This window comes from Enterobacter cloacae complex sp. IR5422 (assembly GCF_049238165.1).
Lineage (GTDB): Bacteria > Pseudomonadota > Gammaproteobacteria > Enterobacterales > Enterobacteriaceae > Enterobacter > Enterobacter roggenkampii.
The window spans coordinates 80987-104203 of record NZ_JBMKHT010000009.1 but is presented as its reverse complement, the minus strand read 5'-3'; the positions used below and the strand labels follow the sequence as shown (position 1 = coordinate 104203).

The 23217-nt window shown below is 56.8% G+C and carries 19 protein-coding genes; 14 read left to right on the top strand and 5 right to left on the bottom strand.

Features of this window, described 5'->3' with window-relative positions:
• Positions 1 to 295: 295 nt before the first annotated feature.
• Genes ACOTXT_RS06995 through ACOTXT_RS06985 form a run of 3 tightly spaced genes read left to right on the top strand, consistent with a single transcriptional unit; the run spans position 296 to position 3447 of the window.
• Positions 296 to 1423, top strand: coding sequence for a slipin family protein (locus ACOTXT_RS06995; RefSeq protein ID WP_008503418.1), 1128 nt, complete (start codon positions 296 to 298; stop codon positions 1421 to 1423).
• Between the two features lie 4 nt (positions 1424 to 1427).
• Positions 1428 to 2654: an RtcB family protein gene (locus ACOTXT_RS06990; protein WP_421625295.1), complete on the top strand. Its 1227-nt coding sequence runs from the start codon at positions 1428 to 1430 to the stop codon at positions 2652 to 2654.
• Between the two features lie 4 nt (positions 2655 to 2658).
• On the top strand, positions 2659 to 3447 hold the full coding sequence (locus ACOTXT_RS06985) for a nucleotidyltransferase domain-containing protein (protein ID WP_100122826.1): 789 nt from the start codon (positions 2659 to 2661) through the stop codon (positions 3445 to 3447).
• Between the two features lie 41 nt (positions 3448 to 3488).
• On the opposite strand, the gene lysC is transcribed toward ACOTXT_RS06985, so the two are convergent.
• A complete protein-coding gene (gene lysC, locus ACOTXT_RS06980) occupies positions 3489 to 4838 on the bottom strand; it encodes a lysine-sensitive aspartokinase 3 (RefSeq protein ID WP_008503421.1) in 1350 nt (449 codons plus the stop codon).
• 374 nt (positions 4839 to 5212) lie between these two features.
• Between lysC and pgi the strand changes: the two genes are divergently transcribed.
• From pgi to psiE, 6 genes are all read left to right on the top strand, one after another.
• Positions 5213 to 6862 (top strand): glucose-6-phosphate isomerase, encoded by a 1650-nt coding sequence (pgi, locus tag ACOTXT_RS06975; RefSeq protein WP_008503422.1) that lies wholly within the window; start codon positions 5213 to 5215, stop codon positions 6860 to 6862.
• Positions 6863 to 7229: 367 nt separating this feature from the next.
• A complete protein-coding gene (gene yjbE / locus ACOTXT_RS06970) occupies positions 7230 to 7472 on the top strand; it encodes an exopolysaccharide production protein YjbE (RefSeq protein ID WP_008503423.1) in 243 nt (80 codons plus the stop codon).
• Positions 7473 to 7535: 63 nt separating this feature from the next.
• Complete coding sequence (locus tag ACOTXT_RS06965) at positions 7536 to 8174, top strand: YjbF family lipoprotein (protein ID WP_008503424.1); 639 nt, start codon at positions 7536 to 7538, stop codon at positions 8172 to 8174.
• Positions 8171 to 8908 (top strand): capsule biosynthesis GfcC D2 domain-containing protein, encoded by a 738-nt coding sequence (locus ACOTXT_RS06960; RefSeq protein WP_084832470.1) that lies wholly within the window; start codon positions 8171 to 8173, stop codon positions 8906 to 8908. Before ACOTXT_RS06965 ends, ACOTXT_RS06960 begins: the two co-directional genes overlap by 4 nt.
• The gene (locus ACOTXT_RS06955) at positions 8908 to 11004 is read left to right on the top strand and encodes a YjbH domain-containing protein (protein WP_008503426.1); all 2097 of its coding nucleotides are present in this window, start codon (positions 8908 to 8910) and stop codon (positions 11002 to 11004) included. Before ACOTXT_RS06960 ends, ACOTXT_RS06955 begins: the two co-directional genes overlap by 1 nt.
• A 162-nt stretch (positions 11005 to 11166) precedes the next feature.
• On the top strand, positions 11167 to 11577 hold the full coding sequence (psiE, locus tag ACOTXT_RS06950; protein WP_021242727.1) for a phosphate-starvation-inducible protein PsiE: 411 nt from the start codon (positions 11167 to 11169) through the stop codon (positions 11575 to 11577).
• Positions 11578 to 11674: 97 nt separating this feature from the next.
• On the opposite strand, the gene malG is transcribed toward psiE, so the two are convergent.
• The 3 genes from malG to malE all read right to left on the bottom strand — a co-directional run bounded on the left by malG (position 11675) and on the right by malE (position 15436).
• The gene (malG, locus tag ACOTXT_RS06945) at positions 11675 to 12565 is read right to left on the bottom strand and encodes a maltose ABC transporter permease MalG (protein WP_008500077.1); all 891 of its coding nucleotides are present in this window, start codon (positions 12563 to 12565) and stop codon (positions 11675 to 11677) included.
• Positions 12566 to 12579: 14 nt separating this feature from the next.
• Positions 12580 to 14124, bottom strand: a complete 1545-nt coding sequence (malF, locus tag ACOTXT_RS06940) for a maltose ABC transporter permease MalF (protein WP_021242728.1) — start codon at positions 14122 to 14124, stop codon at positions 12580 to 12582.
• Between the two features lie 121 nt (positions 14125 to 14245).
• Complete coding sequence (gene malE / locus ACOTXT_RS06935) at positions 14246 to 15436, bottom strand: maltose/maltodextrin ABC transporter substrate-binding protein MalE (protein ID WP_008500079.1); 1191 nt, start codon at positions 15434 to 15436, stop codon at positions 14246 to 14248.
• Between the two features lie 370 nt (positions 15437 to 15806).
• On the opposite strand from malE, the gene malK reads away from it, so the two are divergent.
• From malK to ubiA, 5 genes are all read left to right on the top strand, one after another.
• Positions 15807 to 16916 carry a maltose/maltodextrin ABC transporter ATP-binding protein MalK gene (malK, locus tag ACOTXT_RS06930; RefSeq protein ID WP_008500080.1) on the top strand — a complete coding sequence of 370 codons (1110 nt, stop codon included), beginning with the start codon at positions 15807 to 15809 and terminating at the stop codon, positions 16914 to 16916.
• Between the two features lie 71 nt (positions 16917 to 16987).
• The gene (locus tag ACOTXT_RS06925; protein ID WP_023293542.1) at positions 16988 to 18298 is read left to right on the top strand and encodes a maltoporin; all 1311 of its coding nucleotides are present in this window, start codon (positions 16988 to 16990) and stop codon (positions 18296 to 18298) included.
• A 113-nt stretch (positions 18299 to 18411) separates the two neighbouring features.
• Positions 18412 to 19371 carry a maltose operon protein MalM gene (gene malM / locus ACOTXT_RS06920; protein ID WP_333165092.1) on the top strand — a complete coding sequence of 320 codons (960 nt, stop codon included), beginning with the start codon at positions 18412 to 18414 and terminating at the stop codon, positions 19369 to 19371.
• Positions 19372 to 19551: 180 nt separating this feature from the next.
• A complete protein-coding gene (gene ubiC, locus ACOTXT_RS06915) occupies positions 19552 to 20049 on the top strand; it encodes a chorismate lyase (RefSeq protein WP_021242729.1) in 498 nt (165 codons plus the stop codon).
• A 12-nt stretch (positions 20050 to 20061) separates the two neighbouring features.
• Positions 20062 to 20931 (top strand): 4-hydroxybenzoate octaprenyltransferase, encoded by an 870-nt coding sequence (gene ubiA, locus ACOTXT_RS06910; protein ID WP_023293539.1) that lies wholly within the window; start codon positions 20062 to 20064, stop codon positions 20929 to 20931.
• 89 nt (positions 20932 to 21020) lie between these two features.
• On the opposite strand, the gene zntA is transcribed toward ubiA, so the two are convergent.
• Positions 21021 to 23192, bottom strand: coding sequence for a Zn(II)/Cd(II)/Pb(II) translocating P-type ATPase ZntA (gene zntA, locus ACOTXT_RS06905; protein ID WP_021242731.1), 2172 nt, complete (start codon positions 23190 to 23192; stop codon positions 21021 to 21023).
• Positions 23193 to 23217 lie beyond the last annotated feature (25 nt).

Here is a 23217-nt window from a genome sequence, read left to right as displayed (position 1 = left end):
GGCAATACAGATAACGTCACGACGTTGAGCACACTGGGGGTTAAGGCCCCGTCGGCGCACCAGGAACGGCAAGGCTGTTTTCCGGGGGCGTTCCGTCAACCAATGACAGACAGAAGGGTTCGATTCCCGATTCATTCTCCCAATGAAAACTGGTTGTAAACATCAAAGTAAAAACGGGGATTGCGCAGTCAGCAATCCCAATGAAGGTCGCCGGTAATGGCGCCGGATCGCAGGCGAAAAGGCATTCCCCTGTGATTTCGTGCCTGCACCCGCGCCTGACTTTAAGGAATATAAAATGGCTAAAAAAATCACGATAAAAAAAGGTCAGTTAGGACTGGTAGCAAAAGCTGGCGATTATTACCGGGTACTGGAGGCGGGTGAACACCGTCTGGGTTGGTTCAATACTGACGACGTGCTGGTGGTGAGCCAGGACGGCAGCGAGGTACCGGGTGCGCTGGCGGATTATCTGCGCCGCTTTCAGCCTGACTGGGTGGTACGTTACTGCCTTGCGGTAGACCTTACTGCGGATGAAATCGGGGTGTTATCGAACAACGGCGTATTGCAGGAAATTGTGCCGCCTTCGACTCGTCGTCTGTACTGGCAGCAGGATGCGGCGTTGACCCTGCAAAGAATCGATACCCGCGACGTGCGGGTGCCGGTGGACGTGATGAATGCTGCTCTGCAGCCGCGTCGCAATGGCGCGGTAAAAGGGCGTGACGCGATGCTGGTCGTACAGGTACCTGCCTGGCACGTCGGGGTGGTGAAAATCGACGGAGAAATTCAGGCACTGTTACCGCCGGGACTGACGGCTTACTGGAAAATTAACCATCTGGTTGAGGCAGAGGTCGTGGATACGCGCCTTCAGGTGGTGGAAGTGAGCGGGCAGGAGATCCTGACGAAGGACAAAGTTAACCTGCGCCTGAACCTGGCGGCTAACTGGCGCTACAGCGACGTGCTGCAGGCCTGCGGACAGCTTACGAAACCGCTGGAACATTTGTACCGCGAACTCCAGTTCGCACTGCGTGAAGCGGTCGGCACCCGCACGCTCGATGAGTTACTGGAAGATAAGCAGATCATTGACGAGGTGGTCAGCAAACAGGTGCAAGGCCGCCTGTCATCCTTTGGAATGGAAATTGCGTCGCTTGGGGTAAAAGATATTGTTTTACCTGGTGATATGAAAACGATTTTATCCCGTCTGGTAGAGGCTGAAAAATCGGCCCAGGCGAATGTTATTCGCCGACGTGAAGAAACGGCGGCGACACGATCGCTGTTAAACACCGCAAAGGTGATGGAAAACAACCCGGTGGCGCTGCGTTTAAAAGAGCTGGAAACCCTGGAAAGGGTCGCGGAGCGTATCGACAAAATTTCAGTATTTGGTGGCCTGGACCAGGTATTACACGGCCTTGTTAACCTGAAAGGATAACGCAATGCAACAGAATGATTTTGAATTACTGACAGCGCCAAACGGCGCCCCGATCAAAATGTGGACTCACGGCGTGCCCGTGGAGCCAGAGGCACAGGCGCAGTTACTGAATACCGCAAAGATGCCGTTTATTTTCAAACACCTTGCGGTGATGCCCGACGTTCATCTCGGTAAAGGCTCTACCATCGGCAGCGTGATCCCGACCAAAGGGGCAATTATTCCTGCGGCGGTTGGCGTGGATATTGGTTGCGGGATGATTGCCGTTCGCACGTCGCTGGTGGCCGGTGATTTGCCGGATAATCTCAGCGGTTTACGTAGCGCCATTGAACAGGCAGTACCGCATGGGAGAACCAATACCCGTTCTCGACGGGATAAAGGCGCGTGGGAAACGCCACCGAAAGAAGTGGACGATCGCTGGTTGGTGTTGGCCCCACGTTTTAAACAACTCACGGATAAATACCCGCAGTTGCGGAAAACCAACAACTACCCGCATCTGGGCACGCTGGGTACCGGAAACCACTTTATTGAAATTTGCCTCGATGAGCAGCAGCGCGTCTGGGTGATGTTGCACAGCGGCTCGCGCGGCGTAGGAAACGCCATCGGTAATGTGTTTATCGCCCTGGCACAGCAGGATATGCAGCATCACCTGGGACATCTGCCGGATAAAAATCTGGCCTATTTTCAGGAGGGGAGTCGTCACTATGAGGACTACATCGAGGCGGTGGAGTGGGCGCAGGATTTTGCCCGCCACAATCGGGAAGTGATGATGTCGCGCGTGCTGGCGGCGCTCTCTCGCGAAGTGACAAAGCCCTTTATTACGCAGCAGGAGGCGGTTAACTGCCATCACAACTATGTGCAGAAAGAGCATCACTTTGGGGAAGAGGTACTGATCACGCGCAAAGGTGCGGTGTCGGCGCAGAAAGGGCAGATGGGGATTATTCCGGGCTCAATGGGCGCAAAGAGCTTCATCGTGCGTGGCCTCGGCAACGAGCAAAGCTTCTGTTCCTGCAGCCACGGCGCCGGGCGAGTGATGAGCCGAACGGCGGCCAAAAAACGCTATACCCTTAGCGACCATATTCAGGCGACCTCTCACGTAGAGTGTCGCAAAGACAATGAGGTGATCGATGAAACGCCGATGGCCTATAAAGACATTGATGCCGTGATGGCCGCGCAATCGTCGCTGGTGGAGATCGTTCACACCCTGCGTCAGGTAGTGTGTGTAAAAGGATAAAAAAATGAGCAACAACGATGTTGATAGCGCGATGCGCGCACGTGTCTGCGCGCAACTTCGCGATATAGAGCAGCGCTATAACGTGCGCGTGCTCTACGCCTGTGAATCGGGCAGCCGGGGATGGGGTTTTGCCTCACCGGATAGCGATTATGATGTGCGGTTTTTGTACGTTCACCGCCCAGAATGGTATCTGCGCGTCGAAGCCCAGCGGGATGTGATCGAGCTGCCGATAGATGATGAACTGGACGTTTGTGGCTGGGAATGGCGCAAGGCACTGGGCCTGCTGAAGGGGGCAAACCCGACGCTTATCGAGTGGCTGGATTCCCCCGTTGTTTATCAGGAAGATGAGACGGTAGTGGCCGAGTTGCGCGCGCTGATACCTGCGTGGTTTTCGCCATTGCGCGCCCGCTGGCATTACTACTCAATGGCCCGAAAAAACTTCCGTGGATATTTACAGGGGGAAACGGTTCGGCTGAAAAAGTACTTTTATGTTCTGCGACCTTTGCTGGCGGCGCGGTGGGTAGAAGCGGGGAAAGGCGTTCCACCGATGCGTTTTGCCGAACTGCTTGCCGGGAGCGAACTGTGTGCGCCGTTACGTGCGGAAATCGATGGATTACTGGAAATAAAACAGCGCGCAGGTGAAGCGGAATATGGTCCTAAACGGCCCTTACTCCACGCTTTTTTGCAAAGTGAGCTGGTGAGAGGAGAAGTGCCGCCGGTACTACCCGACAGCAGAGAAGGAAATTTAAAAGATCTGGATTCGCTGCTGATGAGAACAGTAATGAAGAGCTAAAGAATGGCCCGGTAGTGAAAACGCCCGGGCCATTCTTGCGCTTATTCAAACAAATTCTGATGAAGTTTCTGCACCACCTGCTCAGCCTGATCGGCTGGCACCAGGAAGCAGAGGTTATAGCTGGACGCACCGTAGCAAATCATGCGGATGTTGAACGGGTCGAGCACGCCAAACACCTCTTTGCCCACGCCGCAGGCGCGGGACAGCTTGTTGCCGATGATAGCAACCAGCGCCAGGTCTTCTTCGACTTCCACGCGGCACAGCTCGGACAGCTCAATCAGCAGCGACTGCGTCAGCAGGGTATCGCCGGTTGATGTGGAGCCGGTGGTGTCCAGCGTCAATGCAATGCTCACTTCCGAGGTGGTGATCAGATCCACGGAGATATTGTGGCGCGCCAGAATGCCAAACACTTCCGCCAGGAAACCGCGGGAGTGCAGCATATTGTGGCTGTGGAGCGTCACCAGCGTCTGGCGACGGCGCAGGGCCAGGGCGCGGAACAGCGGCGGGTTTTCCGTTTTCTTGCAGACCAGCGTGCCGCCCGCTTTTGGATCTTTACTGGAGCCGACGAAGACCGGAATATCGCTGCGCACAGCAGGCAGCAGCGTGGCCGGGTGCAGCACTTTCGCGCCGAAGGTGGCCATTTCCGCCGCTTCTTCAAACGCGATCACATCAATACGTTTCGCCGCGGAAACAACGCGCGGGTCGGTGGTGTAAATGCCCGGAACGTCAGTCCAGATATCGACGCGCGTAGCATGCAGGGCCTCGCCCAGCAGCGCGGCGGTATAGTCGCTGCCGCCACGGCCAAGCGTGGTCGTGCGGCCTTTCGCTTCACTGCCGATAAAGCCCTGAGTGATCACGATGCCGTCTGCCAGGCGCGGGGCCAGCTGCTGATTGGTCAGCTCGGCCAGCGCTTCAACGTCCGGCTCGGCGCGGCCAAAGCGGTCGCTGGTACGCATGATTTTGCGTACGTCAAACCACTGCGCCTGAACGTTACGCTCGCGCATGATTTCCACAAATAGCAGGGTGGACATCAGCTCACCGTGGCTGACCAGCTCATCGGTCAGGGCGGTGGAGGTGGCCAGAGAGGCCGCTTCTGCCAGCGTGGTGATGTTTTCCAGCAGGCGTTCCACTTCCTCGCGGATGACGTTCGGGTTCTGCAGACGCTCAAGGATGTCGAACTGAATTTTGCGCAGTGCATCCAGCTTCACGAAACGTTCTGTCGCTTCCAGTCCTTCAGACAGAGAAACCAGCAGGTTCGTCACGCCGGCGGATGCAGACAGCACCACCAGGCGGGTATTCGGATCGGCCAGCACCACATCGGCGCTGCGGTTCATGGCATCGTAATCGGCCACACTGGTGCCGCCAAACTTGGCGACCACAAAACTCGTCATAACAACCTCGTGTCAGGGAATGAATAAGCGACCATGGCACAAGAATGAAACGAAAACAGGTGCAGGCGCAAAATACGGCCCTATAAATAAAATGTGGGGGAGGTCCTGTCAATGCTGGGATTATGCGGATTTTTTATGGGGGGGTACCCCTGAGAAACAGGACTTATAACAGGGCCAGATTTTATGCTTCGTTTTAGGGCATTTTGACCGACATTTCTCCGCTCCAGGAGGGCGCTTCAGCAGCTATACTTTTCGGGTCTTTTCACCTGTGTTTGATGCAGGCCAGGGCAATGGCATAAAAACCATCACAATTTTTATTTGCAGGCGCTACAATCGACCGCAGTCACAATTCTCAAATCAGAAGAGTATTGCTAATGAAAAACATCAACCCAACGCAGACCGCTGCCTGGCAGGCACTCCAGAAACATTTTGATGAAATGAAAGATGTCACCATCGCGGACCTGTTCGCGAAAGATGCCGATCGTTTCAGCAAGTTCTCCGCGACCTTCGACGACCTGATGCTGGTGGATTTCTCTAAAAACCGCATTACCGAAGAGACGCTGGCAAAACTGCAGGATCTGGCGAAAGAGACCGAGCTGGCGGACGCCATCAAATCCATGTTCTCCGGTGAGAAGATCAACCGCACCGAAGACCGTGCCGTGCTGCACGTAGCCCTGCGTAACCGTAGCAATACCCCAATCATCGTTGACGGCAAAGACGTCATGCCGGAAGTGAACGCGGTGCTGGAAAAGATGAAAACCTTCTCCGAAGCGATCATCTCCGGAAGCTGGAAAGGCTACACCGGCAAAGCGATCACCGACGTGGTTAACATCGGTATCGGCGGTTCTGACCTCGGCCCGTTCATGGTGACCGAAGCGCTGCGCCCGTACAAAAACCACCTCAATATGCACTTTGTGTCTAACGTCGATGGTACCCACATCGCCGAAGTGCTGAAGAACGTGAACCCGGAAACCACCCTGTTCCTGGTTGCGTCGAAAACCTTTACCACTCAGGAAACCATGACCAACGCCCACAGCGCGCGCGACTGGTTCCTGAAAACCGCGGGCGACAACAAGCACGTGGCGAAACACTTCGCTGCGCTGTCCACCAACGGTAAAGCCGTCAGCGAGTTCGGTATCGACACCGCGAACATGTTCGAATTCTGGGACTGGGTCGGTGGCCGCTACTCTCTGTGGTCTGCAATCGGTCTGTCTATCATCCTGTCCGTGGGCTTCGACAACTTCGTTGAGCTGCTCTCCGGCGCGCACGCGATGGACAAACACTTCTCCACCACCGCACCTGAGAAAAACCTGCCGGTGCTGCTGGCGCTGATCGGTATCTGGTACAACAACTTCTTTGGCGCTGAAACCGAAGCGATCCTGCCGTATGACCAGTACATGCACCGCTTTGCTGCTTACTTCCAGCAGGGCAACATGGAATCCAACGGTAAATACGTGGACCGTAACGGCAACGCGGTGGATTACCAGACTGGCCCAATCATCTGGGGTGAGCCGGGCACTAACGGTCAGCACGCGTTCTATCAGCTGATTCACCAGGGCACCAAAATGGTACCGTGCGATTTCATCGCCCCGGCTATCACCCATAATCCGCTGTCCGACCACCATCCGAAGCTGCTGTCCAACTTCTTCGCCCAGACCGAAGCGCTGGCGTTCGGTAAATCCCGCGAGGTGGTTGAGCAGGAATACCGCGACCAGGGTAAAGATCCGGCAACGCTGGAGCACGTGGTGCCGTTCAAAGTGTTCGAAGGCAACCGTCCAACCAACTCCATCCTGCTGCGCGAAATCACGCCGTTCAGCCTTGGCGCGCTGATTGCCCTGTACGAGCACAAAATCTTCACGCAGGGCGCGATCCTGAACATCTTCACCTTTGACCAGTGGGGCGTTGAGCTGGGTAAACAGCTGGCAAACCGTATTCTGCCAGAGCTGGGTGACGATAACGCGATTACCAGCCATGACAGCTCGACCAATGGGTTGATCAACCGCTATAAAGCATGGCGTGCGTAATTAAAACGCCATGAAAACGTGCCGGCTTAATGCCGGCATTTTTTTATCAGATAATTCCTGATGTCTGTTAGTTAACGCAAATTCTGGTTCTGAGTTTAATCTGAAAAAGACGTTTAACCCGTTAATTGCTGCGGTTTATTTTAAGAAAATACGCAGAAGAAAGTTAATATATAGATATTATAAGTTATTGTTTTATTTTTATTTAATATTTTTCCTCTTTGTCTTTCATTTCGATTTTATCCATTAGTCTGAAAACCCACCCTCTATTTCCCCTTACGGCAAACCCACGGCATGAGTTGTGTATACTCGATTCCGCCTGAAATTCTTTTCGGGCAAATCTCCATTCATTCATTGAAGGGAAATTGTTATGAAGAAAGTACTGTATGGCATTTTTGCCATATCTGCGCTTGCGGCGACATCTGTTTATGCAGCTCCGGTTCAGGTCGGGGAAGCGGCAGGGTCGGCTGCGACGTCTGCGTCTGCGGGAAGTTCTACCGCAGCCAGCGCCAGCACCGTAAGTTCAGCCGTGGGTGTCGCGCTGGCGGCAACCGGTGGCGGTGATGGCTCCAACACCGGAACCACGACCACCACGACAACCAGCACCCAGTAATAGCGGGTGTTTTAATCATAACCACACTTCGGTGTGGTTATTTCGCCCCTTCGGAGAAGAGTCGTGAAGCGACCAGCAATCATTCTGATTTGCCTGCTGCTGCAGGCATGCTCGGCCACCACTAAAGGGCTGGGAAACTCACTGTGGGAAAGCCTGTTCGGCACACCGGGCGTGCATCTGACCGATGACGAGCTTCAGAACATGCCTTATGCCAGTCAGTACATGCAGCTTAACGATGGCCCGCAACTGTTTGTGGTGCTCGCTTTCGATGAAAACGGGCAGCAGAAATGGGTGACGCAGGATCAGGCCACCATCGTGACGCAGCATGGCCGTATCGTGAAAACCCTGTTGGGCGGCGATAACCTGCTGGAGGTGAATAATCTCGCTGACGATCCGCTGATCAAGCCGAACCAGATCGCCGACGGCGCGGGCTGGACGCGCACGATGGGCTGGACCGAACACAAGCAGGTGCGTTACGCCACGGCACGCTCGACCTTCCGCTGGGACGGCACCGACAGCGTGAAGGTCGGCAGCGACGAAACGCAGGTTCGCGTGCTGGATGAAGAGGTCACCACCGACCAGGCCACCTGGCACAACCGCTTCTGGATCGACGAGGAAGGGCAGATCCGCCAGTCCTTACAGTATCTCGGTGCCGGATTCTTCCCGGTCAAAACCACCCTGATCAAGGCGGCGAAATCATGAAAACGCTCATCCACGCTGCGCTTATCGCCAGTTTTGCCGCGCCGCTGGCATGGTCCGCGGGAACGGTAAAGGTCTACACGCCGGACAGTGAAAAACCTAAAACCTTAACCCACGCCGAACGTCTGCTCGATCTCGTCGGACAGCCAAGGCTTGCCAACAGCTGGTGGCCAGGCGCGGTCATCGCTGAACGGCACAAGACCGCTGAAGCGGAACAGCAGCACAAGGCGCTTCTTGCCAGACTAACGGGACTCGCGGAACAGGAAGACGGCGACGACGCGGCGGCCATTAACAGCGTCCGTCAGCAGCTGCAGGCGCTGAAGGTGACGGGCCGACAGAACGTCAATCTTGACCCGGATGAGGTGCGCGTCACGGAAAACGGCAACCCGACCCTGGAAGGGGACTATACGCTCTGGCTTCCGGCGAAGCCGACGACGGTGACCGTGATGGGGCTGATCGGCAGCCCGGGTAACAAGCCCTTTACTCCCGGCCGCGACGTGGCGAGCTACCTCGACGAGCAGAGTCTGCTGAGCGGTGCGGATAACAGCTACGCCTGGGTGGTTTACCCTGACGGCCACACGCAAAAAGCGCCCGTTGCTTACTGGAATAAACGACATATCGAACCCATGCCGGGCAGCATTATTTTTGTCGGTTTTGCCGACCATTTCTGGACGAAGGCGTATGACGGGCTTAACGCCGATATCCTTCACTCCCTGATTCAGCGGATACCGGAATAATGAAAAGAACCTATCTCTACAGCATGCTGGCGCTCTGCGTGAGTGCCGCCTGCCATGCAGAAACGTATCCGGCACCCATTGGCCCGTCTCAGTCAGACTTCGGCGGCGTCGGTTTACTGCAAACGCCCACCGCGCGTATGGCGCGCGAAGGGGAAATTAGCCTTAACTACCGTGATAACGACCAGTATCGTTACTACTCGGCGTCGGTGCAGTTGTTCCCGTGGCTTGAAACCACGCTGCGCTATACCGACGTCCGTACGAAACAATACAGCAGCGTCGAGGCGTTCTCAGGCGATCAGACCTACAAAGATAAAGCCTTCGACGTCAAGCTGCGCCTGTGGGAAGAGAGCTACTGGATGCCGCAGGTCTCCGTGGGCGCCAAAGATATTGGCGGTACCGGCCTGTTTGATGCGGAATACATCGTGGCCAGCAAGGCCTGGGGGCCGTTCGACTTCTCGCTCGGTCTGGGATGGGGCTATCTCGGCACCAGCGGCAACGTGAAAAACCCGTTTTGCTCCTACAGCGATAAATACTGCTACCGCGATAACAGCTATCAGAAAGCGGGCTCCATCAACGGCGACCAGATGTTCCACGGCCCGGCCTCGCTGTTTGGCGGCGTGGAGTATCAGACGCCCTGGCAGCCACTGCGCCTGAAGCTGGAGTACGAGGGGAATGACTACTCGCAGGACTTCGCCGGGAAGATTGAGCAGAAGAGCAAGTTTAACGTCGGCGCCATTTATCGCGTCACCGATTGGGCCGACGTTAACCTCAGCTACGAGCGCGGCAATACGGTGATGTTTGGCTTTACGCTGCGCACCAACTTCAACGACATGCGGCCGCACTACAACGACAACGCGCGGCCTGCATACCAGCCGGAGCCGCAGGATGCGATTCTGCAGCACTCCGTGGTGGCAAACCAGCTGACGCTGCTGAAATACAATGCCGGCCTGGCGGATCCAAAAATTCAGGTGAAAGGCGATACGCTTTACGTCACCGGCGAGCAGGTGAAATACCGCGACTCGCGGGAAGGGATCGAGCGCGCCAACCGGATCGTCATGAACGATCTCCCGGACGGGATCCGTACGATCCGCGTGACGGAGAACCGTCTCAACCTGCCGCAGGTGACGACGGAAACGGACGTTGCCAGCCTGAAGCGCCATCTGGAAGGCGAACCGCTCGGACATGAAACCGAGCTGGTGCAAAAACGCGTTGAGCCGATCGTGCCGGAGACCACCGAGCAGGGCTGGTATATCGACAAGTCGCGCTTCGATTTCCATATCGATCCGGTGTTGAACCAGTCCGTCGGCGGGCCGGAAAACTTCTACATGTATCAGCTGGGCGTCATGGCGACGGCGGATCTGTGGCTGACCGACCACCTGCTGACCACCGGCAGCCTGTTCGGCAACATCGCCAACAACTACGACAAGTTCAACTACACTAACCCGCCAAAAGACTCGACGCTGCCGCGCGTGCGTACCCGCGTGCGTGAGTACGTACAGAACGATGCTTACGTGAACAACCTGCAGGCCAACTACTTCCAGTACTTCGGCAACGGGTTCTACGGCCAGGTGTACGGCGGGTATCTGGAAACCATGTACGGCGGCGCGGGGGCAGAAGTGCTTTATCGTCCTGTCGACAGCAACTGGGCGTTCGGGATTGATGCCAACTACGTTAAACAGCGTGACTGGCGCAGCGCGCAGGACATGATGAAGTTCACCGACTACAGCGTTAAAACCGGTCACCTGACCGCGTACTGGACGCCGTCGTTCGCGCCTGACGTGCTGGTGAAAGCCAGCGTCGGGCAGTACCTGGCGGGCGATAAGGGCGGCACGCTGGATATCTCCAAACACTTCGACAGCGGCGTCGTGGTGGGTGGCTACGCCACCATTACCAACGTCTCGCCGGACGAATATGGGGAAGGGGACTTCACCAAAGGGGTTTACGTGTCGATTCCGCTGGATCTGTTCTCATCCGGTCCAACCCGTAGCCGCGCGGCCATCGGCTGGACGCCGCTGACGCGTGACGGCGGTCAACAGCTTGGACGTAAGTTCCAGCTGTACGACATGACCAGCGATAAGAACATTAACTTCCGCTGATGCTTCACGCCGGGCGGCACTGCGTTTGCCCGGCCTACGGTTTTTGTAGGCCCGGTAAGCGCAGCGCCACCGGGCGAATGCGCCAAACATAAACAAAAAATATAGATCCCCGTCACATTTTTGCGTTATACAGAAACCTCGCCCTGGAGAATGAGGTGCTGTATGACATCCCTGACTCGCCCGCGCGTTGAGTTTATCTCAACTGTCCTCCAGACCGTGCTGAACCTCGGTCTGCTGAGCCTTGGCCTGATCCTGGTCGTCTTTTTGGGTAAGGAGACGGTGCATCTGGCGGATGTGCTGTTCGCCCCTGAACAAACCAGCAAATATGCGCTGGTGGAAGGCCTGGTGGTCTACTTTCTCTACTTTGAATTTATCGCCCTGATTGTGAAGTATTTTCAGTCCGGCTTTCACTTCCCGCTGCGCTATTTTGTCTACATTGGGATCACCGCGATTGTGCGGCTGATCATCGTCGATCATAAATCCCCGCTCGATGTGCTGATCTACTCGGCGGCGATCCTGCTGCTGGTGATCACCCTCTGGCTGTGTAACTCGAAGCGGCTGAAACGCGAATAAAAAAATGGCGGCCCGGAGGCCGCCTAACAACAGTCACAAGTTGGGTCAATACAATACGTCTAAAGTTGAGGGTTGCAGTGGCATAACAAAATGAAACTTAACCTTTCACACCGCCCGCCGTCAGGCCGTTCACCAGCCAGCGCTGCGCCAGCAGGAACACCACGGTAATCGGGATGGCAGAGAGTACGGCCGCCGCGGCAAAGTCGCCCCACAGGTAGTTTTGGGGGTTGAGGTATTGCTGCATCCCTACGGCCAGGGTGTAGCTGTTCACATCACGCAGTAACAGTGAGGCAACCGGTACTTCGGTGATCGCAGCGATAAACGACAGGATAAACACTACCGCCAGAATCGGCACCGACAGCGGCAGCAGCACCAGGCGGAACGCCTGCCATGGGGTCGCGCCATCCAGCGCAGCCGCTTCTTCCAGCGAGCCGTCGATGGTTTCGAAATAGCCTTTAATGGTCCACACATGCAGTGCGATACCGCCAAGGTAGGCGAAGATCACGCCGCCATGCGTGTTCAGACCGATAAACGGAATGTACTGGCCCAGGCGGTCAAACAGGGCATACAGCGCCACCAGCGACAGCACCGCCGGGAACATCTGGAAAATCAGCATCCCTTTCAGCAGCGTCGCTTTGCCCGGGAAACGCATGCGGGCAAAGGCGTAAGCGCAGGTGGTGGACAGCGCCACGATACCAATGGCGGTAATACCTGCGATTTTCACCGAGTTCCACAGCCACAGCAGCACCGGGAACGGCGGCGGCGTGACGCGGCCATCCGCGTGTTCCACGCTGAAGCCCAGCGCGAGCTTCCAGTGCTCCCAGGAGATTTCGTCCGGGATCAGGCTCCCGGTGGCGAAGTTACCCGAACGCAGGGAGATGGCGATAACCATCAGCAGCGGGAACATGATCGCCGCGATAAAAATCAGCAGGCCCAGGTGCGTCGCCAGGAGGCGCAGTTTCTGAGATTTGGGTTGTACCATAGCCATGTTCAGTGCCCTCCTTAGTCAAATTTCATACGTGTGGCTTTCAGGTTCACAATCGCCAGGGCGCCCACCAGCAGGAAGATCAGGGTGGCAATCGCTGCCGCCAGACCGAAGTCCTGACCGCCGCCGCCTTCGAAGGCGATACGGTAGGTGTAGCTCACGAGCAGGTCGGTATAGCCTGCCGGCGTGGTGGTGCCAAGACGGTCCGGGCCGCCGTTGGTCAACAGCTGAATCAGCACGAAGTTGTTAAAGTTAAAGGCGAAGCTGGCAATCATCAGCGGGGTGAGCGGCTTGATGAGCAGCGGCAGCGTAATCTTAAAGAAGTTCTGGAACGGGCCCGCGCCGTCCATCGCCGAAGCTTCGTACAAGTCATCCGGGATGGCCTTCAGCAGCCCCATGCACAGGATCATCATGTACGGATAGCCCAGCCAGGTGTTCACGATGATGATCATCGAGCGGGCGGTGGTCGGGTCGCTGAACCAGGCCGGTTTGATGCCGAACAGCGCGCTCAGCATCATGTTGATTTCACCGAAGCTCTGGTTAAACAGCCCTTTGAAAATCAGAATCGAGATAAACGACGGCACGGCATACGGCAGAATCAGCAGCACTCGGTAGATCGCTTTGCCCTTCAGGGATTCCCACTGGACAAGACAGGCCAGCACCATGCCCACGGCCACGGTGAGGATCACGGTCAGTACGGAGAAGACCACCGTCCAGACGAAGATGGCGAAGAACGGTTTCTGAATGCCTTCGTCGGTAAACACGCGGGTAAAGTTGTCCCAGCCGATGGTGACGGTGTAGCCCGGGCTGAGCTTGTCATCACCCCATTTGCCGTCGGCAGTAATGGACTGATAGAAACCAATGTCGTTATTCGGACGATATTTCACGCCGCTCTGGTTATTGGTCAGCGTGCCGTCATCCGCCAGGGTATAGAGCGGTTGGGTGCCGGAGAACTGGCGCAGCGAGCTCATGATCACTTTGCTGTCGTCTGGCAGCACGGCGGTGAGCTGGGTCAGCGCCTGACGGTTCTGGGTAATGACGCGCAGGTTGGCACGTTCACCTTCCGGCAGGGCCTGGGCCTCTTTTAAGGCCAGCTTCTGCTCGCCGCCAAATTTGAAGGCGTCAGAGACATAGTATTTCCCGCTTGCTTCGTCAGTAAGCGCTAACTTCCATTCGTTGCCTGCGGGATACAGGCCGAAGTTAAAGGTCTTGCCTGCCTGGTATGAGCGGTCCAGCAGGACCTGCTGCGCGCGTTCCTGCGCAAGCTGGTTGGTGCTGCTGTAGTTGGTAAACGCAATGGCGACGGTACAAATCAACGGGAACAGGACAAACAGCCCCATCCCGGCCACACCCGGGTAGACATAGCGCCAGGCATAGGCTTTACGGTTGGCGAAAATATACAGGCCAGCAGAGCTTAAAATCAGCGTCATGATGGCGAACAGATATTCCCCTTGTACGTACATTAAAACAACAAGGTAACCCACCAGCAGACACAGCAGACCGATCGCTGACCATTTCAGCGCGTCGCTTTGCCACCAGCGTTTCTTTTTAATGACATCCATGGGGTTCTTCCTCTACAACGGTGGAATCTTATCGTCAGGTGGCACTGCGCTTACCTGACCTACGGATCGTGCCGTAGTCGTAGGGCGGGTAAGCGCACGCGCTACCCGCCGTTTTTCAGACTTACTTAGTAATACGACCCTGAGCATCTTTCAGTGCGGCATCGACAGTCTGACGACCGCTTGCCGCGTTGATAACCGCGGTACGGGTGGCGTACCAGAATGCGGCCATCTGTGGGATGTTCGGCATGATTTCGCCTTTCTGGGCGTTATCCATGGTGGCCGCGATACGTGGGTCTTTCGCCAGCTGATCCTGGAAGGATTTCAGCGCAACGGCACCCAGCGGTTTGTCCTTGTTCACTTCATCCAGACCCTGATCGGTCAGCAGGTAGTTTTCCAGGAACTCTTTCGCCAGCTCTTTGTTCGGGCTGGCGGCGTTGATGCCTGCGCTCAGCACGCCAACGAACGGTTTAGACGGCTTGCCTTTGAAGGTTGGCAGCAGCGTCACGCCGTAGTTGACTTTGCTCTTGTCGATGTTGGTCCAGGCCCACGGACCGTTGATGGTCATCGCGGTTTCGCCTTTGTTGAACGCCGCTTCCGCGATGGAGTAATCGGTATCCGCGTTCATGTGTTTGTTCTTGATCAGGTCGACCAGGAAGGTCAGGCCCGCTTTCGCGCCCGCGCTGTCGACGCCCACGTCTTTCACGTCGTATTTGCCGTTTTCAAACTTGAACGCGTAACCGCCGTCGGCAGCAATCAGCGGCCAGGTGAAGTACGGCTCTTGCAGGTTGAACATCAGGGCAGATTTACCTTTCGCCTTCAGCTCTTTATCCAGTTTCGGGATCTCTTCCCAGGTTTTCGGTGGGTTAGGGACCAGGTCTTTGTTGTAAATCAGAGACAGGGCTTCAACCGCGACAGGGTAAGCGATCAGCTTGCCGTTATAGCGAACGGCGTCCCAGGTGAACGGGAACAGTTTGTCCTGGAAAGCTTTGTCCGGGGTGACTTCAGCCAGCAGGCCAGACTGTGCGTAACCGCCAAAACGGTCATGCGCCCAGAAGATGATGTCCGGGCCGTCGCCGGTTGCCGCAACCTGCGGGAATTTCTCTTCCAGTTTGTCCGGGTGCTCTACGGTCACTTTGATGCCGGTGTCTTTCTCGAATTTTTTGCCCACTTCGGCCAGGCCGTTATAGCCCTTGTCGCCGTTAATCCAGATAACCAGCTTGCCTTCTTCAATTTTGGCGAGCGCCGGTGCGGAAATCATCATTGCTGCAAGGGCGGACAATGCGAAAACGCGTGCGCCAGTCTTGATATTCATATCTGCCATCCTTTTTGGTGATGTCTCGTGGTATGACTTCAGTGGTTCAACGTGACTCAGTCTCCTTATTTGACATCCTCTTTCCATCCTCCCAACCCCTACGCCCCACCCCCCGTTTGTGTGATCTCCGTTGCATAAATTTAAGTTATGAGTGCTGGCGCACATAAAAACGCACTGAATTTTGCAGGCGGCTTCACGAATTTTGCCTCAGCCCGCCCACGCCGGTCGCAGAGCCTGCTCTCTCATCCTCCCGCCTCCTCCCCCATAAAAAAGCCGGGGGGTGGAGGATTCGTGAAAGTAATGGATCCCCCATAGTCACCTTATCTTGAATGTTTCTGTCGGTGACAGGTTGTAACGAAGGGAGAAGGGCATGGCGAGCGTACAGCTGCGTAATGTAACGAAAGCCTGGGGTGACGTTGTGGTGTCGAAAGACATCAATCTGGACATCCACGAAGGTGAATTCGTGGTATTTGTCGGCCCATCAGGCTGCGGTAAATCAACCCTGCTGCGTATGATTGCCGGTCTTGAAACCATCACCAGCGGCGACCTGCTGATCGGTGATACCCGAATGAATGACATCCCGCCTGCCGAACGTGGCGTAGGCATGGTGTTCCAGTCTTATGCACTCTATCCCCATCTTTCCGTCGCCGAGAACATGTCCTTTGGTTTGAAGCTGGCCGGCGCGAAGAAAGAGGTGATTAACCAGCGCGTGACGCAGGTGGCGGAAGTGTTACAGCTGGCGCACCTGCTGGAGCGTAAGCCGAAAGCGCTTTCCGGCGGTCAGCGTCAGCGTGTGGCGATTGGCCGTACCCTGGTCGCCGAGCCGCGCGTCTTCCTGCTCGACGAACCGCTTTCCAACCTGGATGCCGCCCTGCGCGTCCAGATGCGTATCGAAATCTCGCGTCTGCACAAGCGTCTTGGCCGCACGATGATTTACGTCACCCACGATCAGGTCGAAGCGATGACCCTCGCCGACAAAATCGTGGTGCTGGATGCCGGTCGCGTGGCGCAGGTGGGCAAACCGCTGGAGCTGTATCACTACCCGGCAGACCGCTTTGTTGCGGGCTTCATTGGCTCGCCAAAGATGAACTTCCTGCCCGTCAAAGTGACCGCGACAGCCATTGAACAGGTACAGGTGGAGCTGCCAAACCGCCAGCAGGTCTGGCTGCCGGTCGACAGCGCCAACGTACAGGTGGGGGCAAACATGTCCCTCGGTATTCGTCCTGAGCATTTACTGCCGAGCCACATTGCCGATGTGACGCTGGAAGGTGAGGTTCAGGTCGTCGAACAGCTTGGTCACGAAACACAGATTCATATCCAGATCCCCGCCATCCGTCAGAACCTGGTCTACCGCCAGAATGACGTGGTGTTGGTAGAAGAGGGTGCCACATTCGCTATCGGCTTGCCGCCAGAGCGCTGCCATCTGTTCCGTGAGGATGGCACCGCATGTCGTCGGTTGCACAAAGAGCCAGGCGTTTAAGCAATCCCAAAAGAAGACACGAAACCGACAGGTGAAGTGTTCAAAGAAAAGCAATGATCTCAGGAGATAGAATGATGATTACTCTGCGCAAACAAGTCCCGCTGGCAATCGCCGTTGCGGCAGGCATCCTGTCTGCCCAGGCAGGCGCCGTGGACTTTAAAGGTTATGCTCGTTCTGGCATTGGCTGGACCGGGAGTGGCGGTGAACAACAATGTTTCCAGGCAACAGGTGCACAAAGTAAATACCGTCTCGGTAACGAATGTGAAACCTACGCCGAGCTGAAACTGGGCCAGGAAGTGTGGAAAGAGGGCGATAAGAGCTTCTACTTCGACACCAACGTCGCGTATTCCGTTTCTCAGCAGAACGACTGGGAATCCACCAGCCCGGCCTTCCGTGAAGCTAACGTGCAGGGTAAAAACCTGATTGAATGGCTGCCAGGCTCTACCATCTGGGCCGGTAAGCGCTTCTATCAGCGTCATGACGTCCACATGATCGACTTCTACTACTGGGATATCTCTGGTCCTGGTGCCGGTATTGAAAACATCGATCTGGGCTTTGGTAAACTCTCTCTGGCAGCGACCCGTTCCTCCGAGTCCGGCGGTTCTGCAACCTTCGCCGATCGTGATGCGAACGGCGACCGTATTTATGACAACGTCGTACCAAACGATGTCTTCGACGTTCGTTTAGCCGGTCTGGAAACCAACCCAGGCGGTACGCTGGAGCTGGGTGTTGACTACGGTCACACCAACATTCCAGACGATTACTACCTGCAGCCTGGCGCGTCTAAAGATGGCTGGCTGTTCACCGCTGAACACACCCAGAGCATGATGAAGGGCTTCAACAAGTTCGTGCTGCAGTACGGTACGGACTCTATGACCTCTAACGGAAAAGGCATCCCACAAGGTGGTAGCGTTGATAACGACGGTTCCATGTGGCGCGTGCTGGACCACGGTGCAATCACCCTGGCAGACCGTTGGGACCTGATGTATGTCGGTATGTACCAGAACATCGATCGTGACAACAACAACGGTACCGAGTGGTGGACCGTAGGCGTTCGTCCAATGTTCAAATGGACGCCGATCATGAGCACCTTGCTGGAAGTTGGCTACGACAACGTCAAATCTCAGAAAACTGACGAGAAAAACAGCCAGTACAAAATTACCCTGGCACAACAGTGGCAGGCAGGCGACAGCATCTGGTCTCGTCCGGCAATCCGTGTCTTCGCGACTTACGCGAAGTGGGACGAGAAATGGGGTTATGCGAACAACAGTGACACTGGCTACACCTCTGGCGTGGCGTACAGCGACACTTCCGCGAAAACCTTCAGCCGCGGCGACGACGATGAGTGGACCTTCGGTGCCCAGATGGAAATCTGGTGGTAATTCGTTAGACCTGACGTAATGACCTAAAAGAGGGGCGTAAGCCCCTCTCTCCTTAGGGTGCTGCGCGCTATTGCCTGGCCACCGCAGTGCTCACGCTATCAGAGGTAATAACAATGAAAATGAAGAAAAGTCTCGTCGCGCTGTGCCTCTCTGCGGGGCTGCTGGCCTGCGTTCCGGCGGTCTCCCTGGCAGATGTGAATTTCGTGCCACAAAATACCAGCGCTGCGCCAGCTATCCCGGCGGCGGCGCTCCAGCAACTGACCTGGACACCGGTTGATCAATCCAAAACGCAATCCACCCAGCTTTCTACGGGCGGACAACAGCTGAACGTGCCCGGGATCACCGGGCCGGTTGCCGCCTACAGCGTGCCAGCCAATATTGGTGAACTGACCCTGACGTTAACCAGTGAAGTGGACAAACAGACCAGCGTATTTGCCCCGAACGTGCTGATTCTGGACCAAAACCTGACGCCTTCTGCTTTCTTCCCGAGCAGCTACTTTAGCTATCAGGAACCGGGCGTGATGAGCGCGGACCGCCTGCAGGGGGTTATGCGCCTGACGCCTGCCCTGGGACAGCAAAAGATTTACGTGCTGGTATTCACAACAGAGAAAGATTTGCAGCAGACAACAACGCTGGTTGATCCGGCGAAAGCCTATGCGAAAGGCACCGGCAACTCCGTACCGGATATTCCGGACCCGCTTGCCCGCCATACCACCGACGGCTTGGTTAAGCTGAAAGTCTCCACTAACAGCGCTTCTAGCGTGCTGGTTGGCCCGCTGTTTGGTTCGTCTGGTCCGGGTCCGGTCACCGTCGGTAATACCGCCGCTCCAGCATATGCCGCTCCAGCATATGCCGCGCCAGTTGCCGCAGCGCCAGTTGCCGCAGCGCCCGCGCCAGCGAAGAAAGCGGAGCCGGTGCTTAACGACACCGAAGAATACTTCAACAATGCCATCAAGCAGGCGGTGAAGCGCGGCGATGTCGATAAAGCGCTGAAGCTGCTTGATGAAGCCGAACGTTTAGGTTCAACCACTGCCCGTTCCACCTTTATCAGCAGTGTAAAAGGCAAGGGGTAACCGTTTCCCCACAATGCTGATTTGTTAGTCGTTTGGTGCGCCTGAGTGGGCGCACTTTTTTTCGTCTCCGCCGGGCTGTTGCACTCTTGTTGCGATCGTGATCCTTAAATAACGTTTGGCCCCCCTCAATCCGCGTTTCTGCGATACAATGCCTGTACGTTATGTATCGGAGAGTCTGGCATGTCACACCCTGCGCTAACGCAACTGCGTGCGCTGCGCTATTTCGACCAAATACCTGCGCTTGATCCGCAGCAGCTGGACTGGCTGTTGCTGGAAGATTCCATGACAAAACGTTTTGAGCAGCAGGGAAAAACGGTCACGGTGACCCTGATTCAGGAAGGGTTTGTCTCCGGCGATGAGATCGCCAACGAGCTGCCGCTGCTGCCGCACGAGCCACGTTACTGGCTGCGTGAAATTTTACTCTGCGCTGACGGCGAGCCGTGGCTTGCCGGACGGACGGTGGTGCCCGAGTCCACTTTGTCCGGGCCCGAGCTGGCGCTGCAGCGTCTGGGGAAAACGCCGCTGGGGCGTTACCTTTTCACCTCGTCTGAGCTTACCCGGGATTTTATTGAAATTGGTCGTGATGCTGAACTTTGGGGGCGTCGTTCCCGCCTTCGCCTGAGCGGTAAACCGTTAATTCTGACGGAGCTTTTTTTACCGGCATCACCGTTGTACTAAGAGGAAGAAAAAATGGAGTGGAGCCTGACGCAGAATAAGCTGTTGGCGTATCACCGCTTAATGCGTACCGATAAACCGATTGGCGCGTTACTGCTGCTGTGGCCGACCTTATGGGCGCTGTGGGTCGCCACGCCGGGCGTGCCGCCGCTGTGGATCCTGGGCGTGTTTGTTGCTGGCGTCTGGCTGATGCGCGCAGCGGGCTGCGTGGTCAATGATTATGCCGATCGTAAATTCGACGGCCATGTAAAGCGGACTGCCGGTCGTCCGTTACCCAGCGGACAGGTGACCGGGAAAGAAGCCCGCGTGCTGTTTGCTGTTCTGGTGCTGCTCTCTTTCCTGCTGGTGTTAACCCTGAACACCATGACCATACTGCTTTCCGTTGCGGCGCTGGCACTGGCCTGGGTTTATCCGTTTATGAAGCGCTATACCCACCTGCCTCAGGTGGTGCTGGGCGCCGCGTTTGGCTGGTCGATTCCAATGGCGTTTGCGGCAGTTAGTGAGTCCTTACCGCTCAGCTGCTGGCTGATGTTCCTGGCGAACATACTTTGGGCTGTGGCTTACGACACGCAATACGCGATGGTTGACCGCGACGATGACCTGAAAATTGGCATCAAATCCACCGCCATCCTCTTTGGCCGTCAGGACAAGCTGATTATCGGGATTCTGCAGGTCGCCGTGCTGGCGCTGATGGTGGCGATTGGCCGCCTGAACGGGCTGAACTGGGCGTTTTACTGGTCCGTGCTGGTGGCGGGGCTGCTCTTTGCCTACCAGCAAAAGCTGATTGCGAAGCGCGAACGCGACGCCTGCTTCAAGGCGTTTATGAACAATAACTACGTCGGTCTGGTGCTGTTTTTAGGCCTGGCGATGAGCTACTTCTTATAAAAAAAGCCGGGTGGCGGCTTCGCCTTACCCGGCCTACGTTTTAGCAGGATATGTAGGCCCGGTAAGCGTCAGCGCCACCGGGCGTTTTTTTACCGGCGACGCAGCAGCCGCAGCGCGTTCGCCGTCACCAGCACCGTCGCGCCGGTATCCGCCAGCACCGCCAGCCACAGTCCGGTCATGCCGAGCAGGGTGGTCACCAGGAAAATCCCCTTCAGCCCCAGCGCGATGCCGATGTTCTGGCGTATGTTGGCACGCGTCGCCCGCGCAAGATCGATCATCTGCGCCAGTCCGGTCAGGCGGTTGTGGGTCAGCGCCGCGTCTGCCGTCTCTAGCGCCACGTCGGTGCCGCTGCCCATCGCAATGCCGATGGTGGACGCCTTCATCGCCGGGGCATCGTTAATCCCGTCTCCGACCATCGCCAGCGGGGCGTGCGCGTTCAGCTCCGTTACCGCGCTGACCTTATCCGCCGGCAGTAATCCGGCTTTAAACGCCAGCCCCAGCTCACCGGCGATCGCTGCCGCCGCGCGAGGGTTATCGCCGGTGAGAATCACGCCCTGCACGCCCAGCTGATGCAGCGCCGCCACGGCCTCTTTTGCGTCATCGCGCAGGGTGTCGCGCAGCGCCAGCATCCCTTTTGCGACGCCGTCCTGCATAACGGTCACGACAGTTTGTCCGGTCTGTTCTAACGCCTCCACCTCTGGAGTAGAAGACTTGCCCGCCGCGACAATCAGAACTTTTTTACCGTCAACGGTGGCCTCAATCCCTGTCCCGACCAGCGCCCGCTGAGCGGTTGCCGGAGGGATGTTCAGCCCGCGCGACTGCGCTTCTCGCACTATCGCCAGCGCCAGCGGGTGAGTGGAGCCCTGCTCAACGGCGGCGGCCAGGGTCAGCAGTTCATCTTCACTGATGCCCTGCGAATACACGCCGGTCACCTGCGGCTTGCCGATGGTTAACGTACCGGTTTTATCGAAGGCGATATGCTGGACCTGGCTCAGCTGCTCCAGCGCCGCGCCACCCTTAATCAGCGCCCCGCGACGTGCCGCAGCCGCCAGCCCGGAGGTAATGGCCGCCGGGGTGGAGATGACCAGCGCGCACGGGCAGCCGATCAGCAATAGCGTCAGCCCTTTATAAATCCAGCCCTCCCACGGCGCGCCAAAGAACAGCGGTGGGACGACGGTGACCAGCAGGGCAACCAGCATAATGGCGGGCGTGTAGATGCGGCTGAAGCGGTCGATAAAGCGTTCGACCGGCGCGCGGCGCTCTTCGGCCTCTTCAATCAGCTTCAGGATGCGGTCGATGGCGCTGTCACCCGGCTCGGAAAGCACGGTGAGCTGCACCAGACGGTCAACGCTGGTGGCGCCAGCAGGCACTTTTTCACCTGCGGCACGTTCAACTGGAATGGACTCACCGGTCAGGGCACTTTCATCAAAGCTCGCGGTGGCGGTAAGCAGCGCGCCGTCGGCAGGCAGGCGTCCGCCTGCCGCAACTTCTATCACGTCGCCCGGACGCAGGGTCGTGATGGCGACCGTTTCACGCGTGCCGTTTACTACGCGCGTGGCGGTTTCCGGCTTAAGCGCCATCAGCGCGCTGACCCCTTTACGCGCCCTGCTCGCCGCCCAGCCCTCAAGACGTTCACCGATTAAGAACAGCAGCAATACCATCGCCGCTTCTGCCGTCGCGCCAATAAACAGCGCGCCGATGGCCGCCACGCTCATCAGCGTTTCAATGGCGAACCAGCTGCCGCTTTTCATCAGACGCAGCGCCTGGCGGGCAATCGGGAACAGCCCGACCAGCGTGGTGGCGATAAACGCCAGGTTGCCGAACGGATGGTTGATCTGTTCCAGCCCCCAGCTCAGGGCCATCATGATGATCAGGGTAATGAGCGGCAGGTTTTCTTTCAGTGAAGAAGCTTTTTTCGCGGGCGCGGCTTCACTACGCAGGCTGTAACCCGCCTTGCTTACCGCGTCTTCAACCTGTTTGCTGACGTCGTTATCGGCGCTAACCAGCAGCTTTTCGGTGGCGAACAGCACCTGAACGTGGCTGACGCCCGGCACCTGTTTCACCGCATTTTCCACTTTGCGGGCGCAGGCGGCGCAGTCCATGCCGTTAACGACCCAGCTGTAGCGGTTGCCGCTTTCAGGAAGCGTTTGAGTTTGCGTTTCGCACGCGCCTTCGCAGCAGCAGTCATCTTTCGACGGAACGGGACTGAGCTTAAGCGCCGAGAATTGAGGGACTTTTTTGGGTGTTTCTGGAGTCGACATGGCAGTCTCCGGCAATGATAATTTT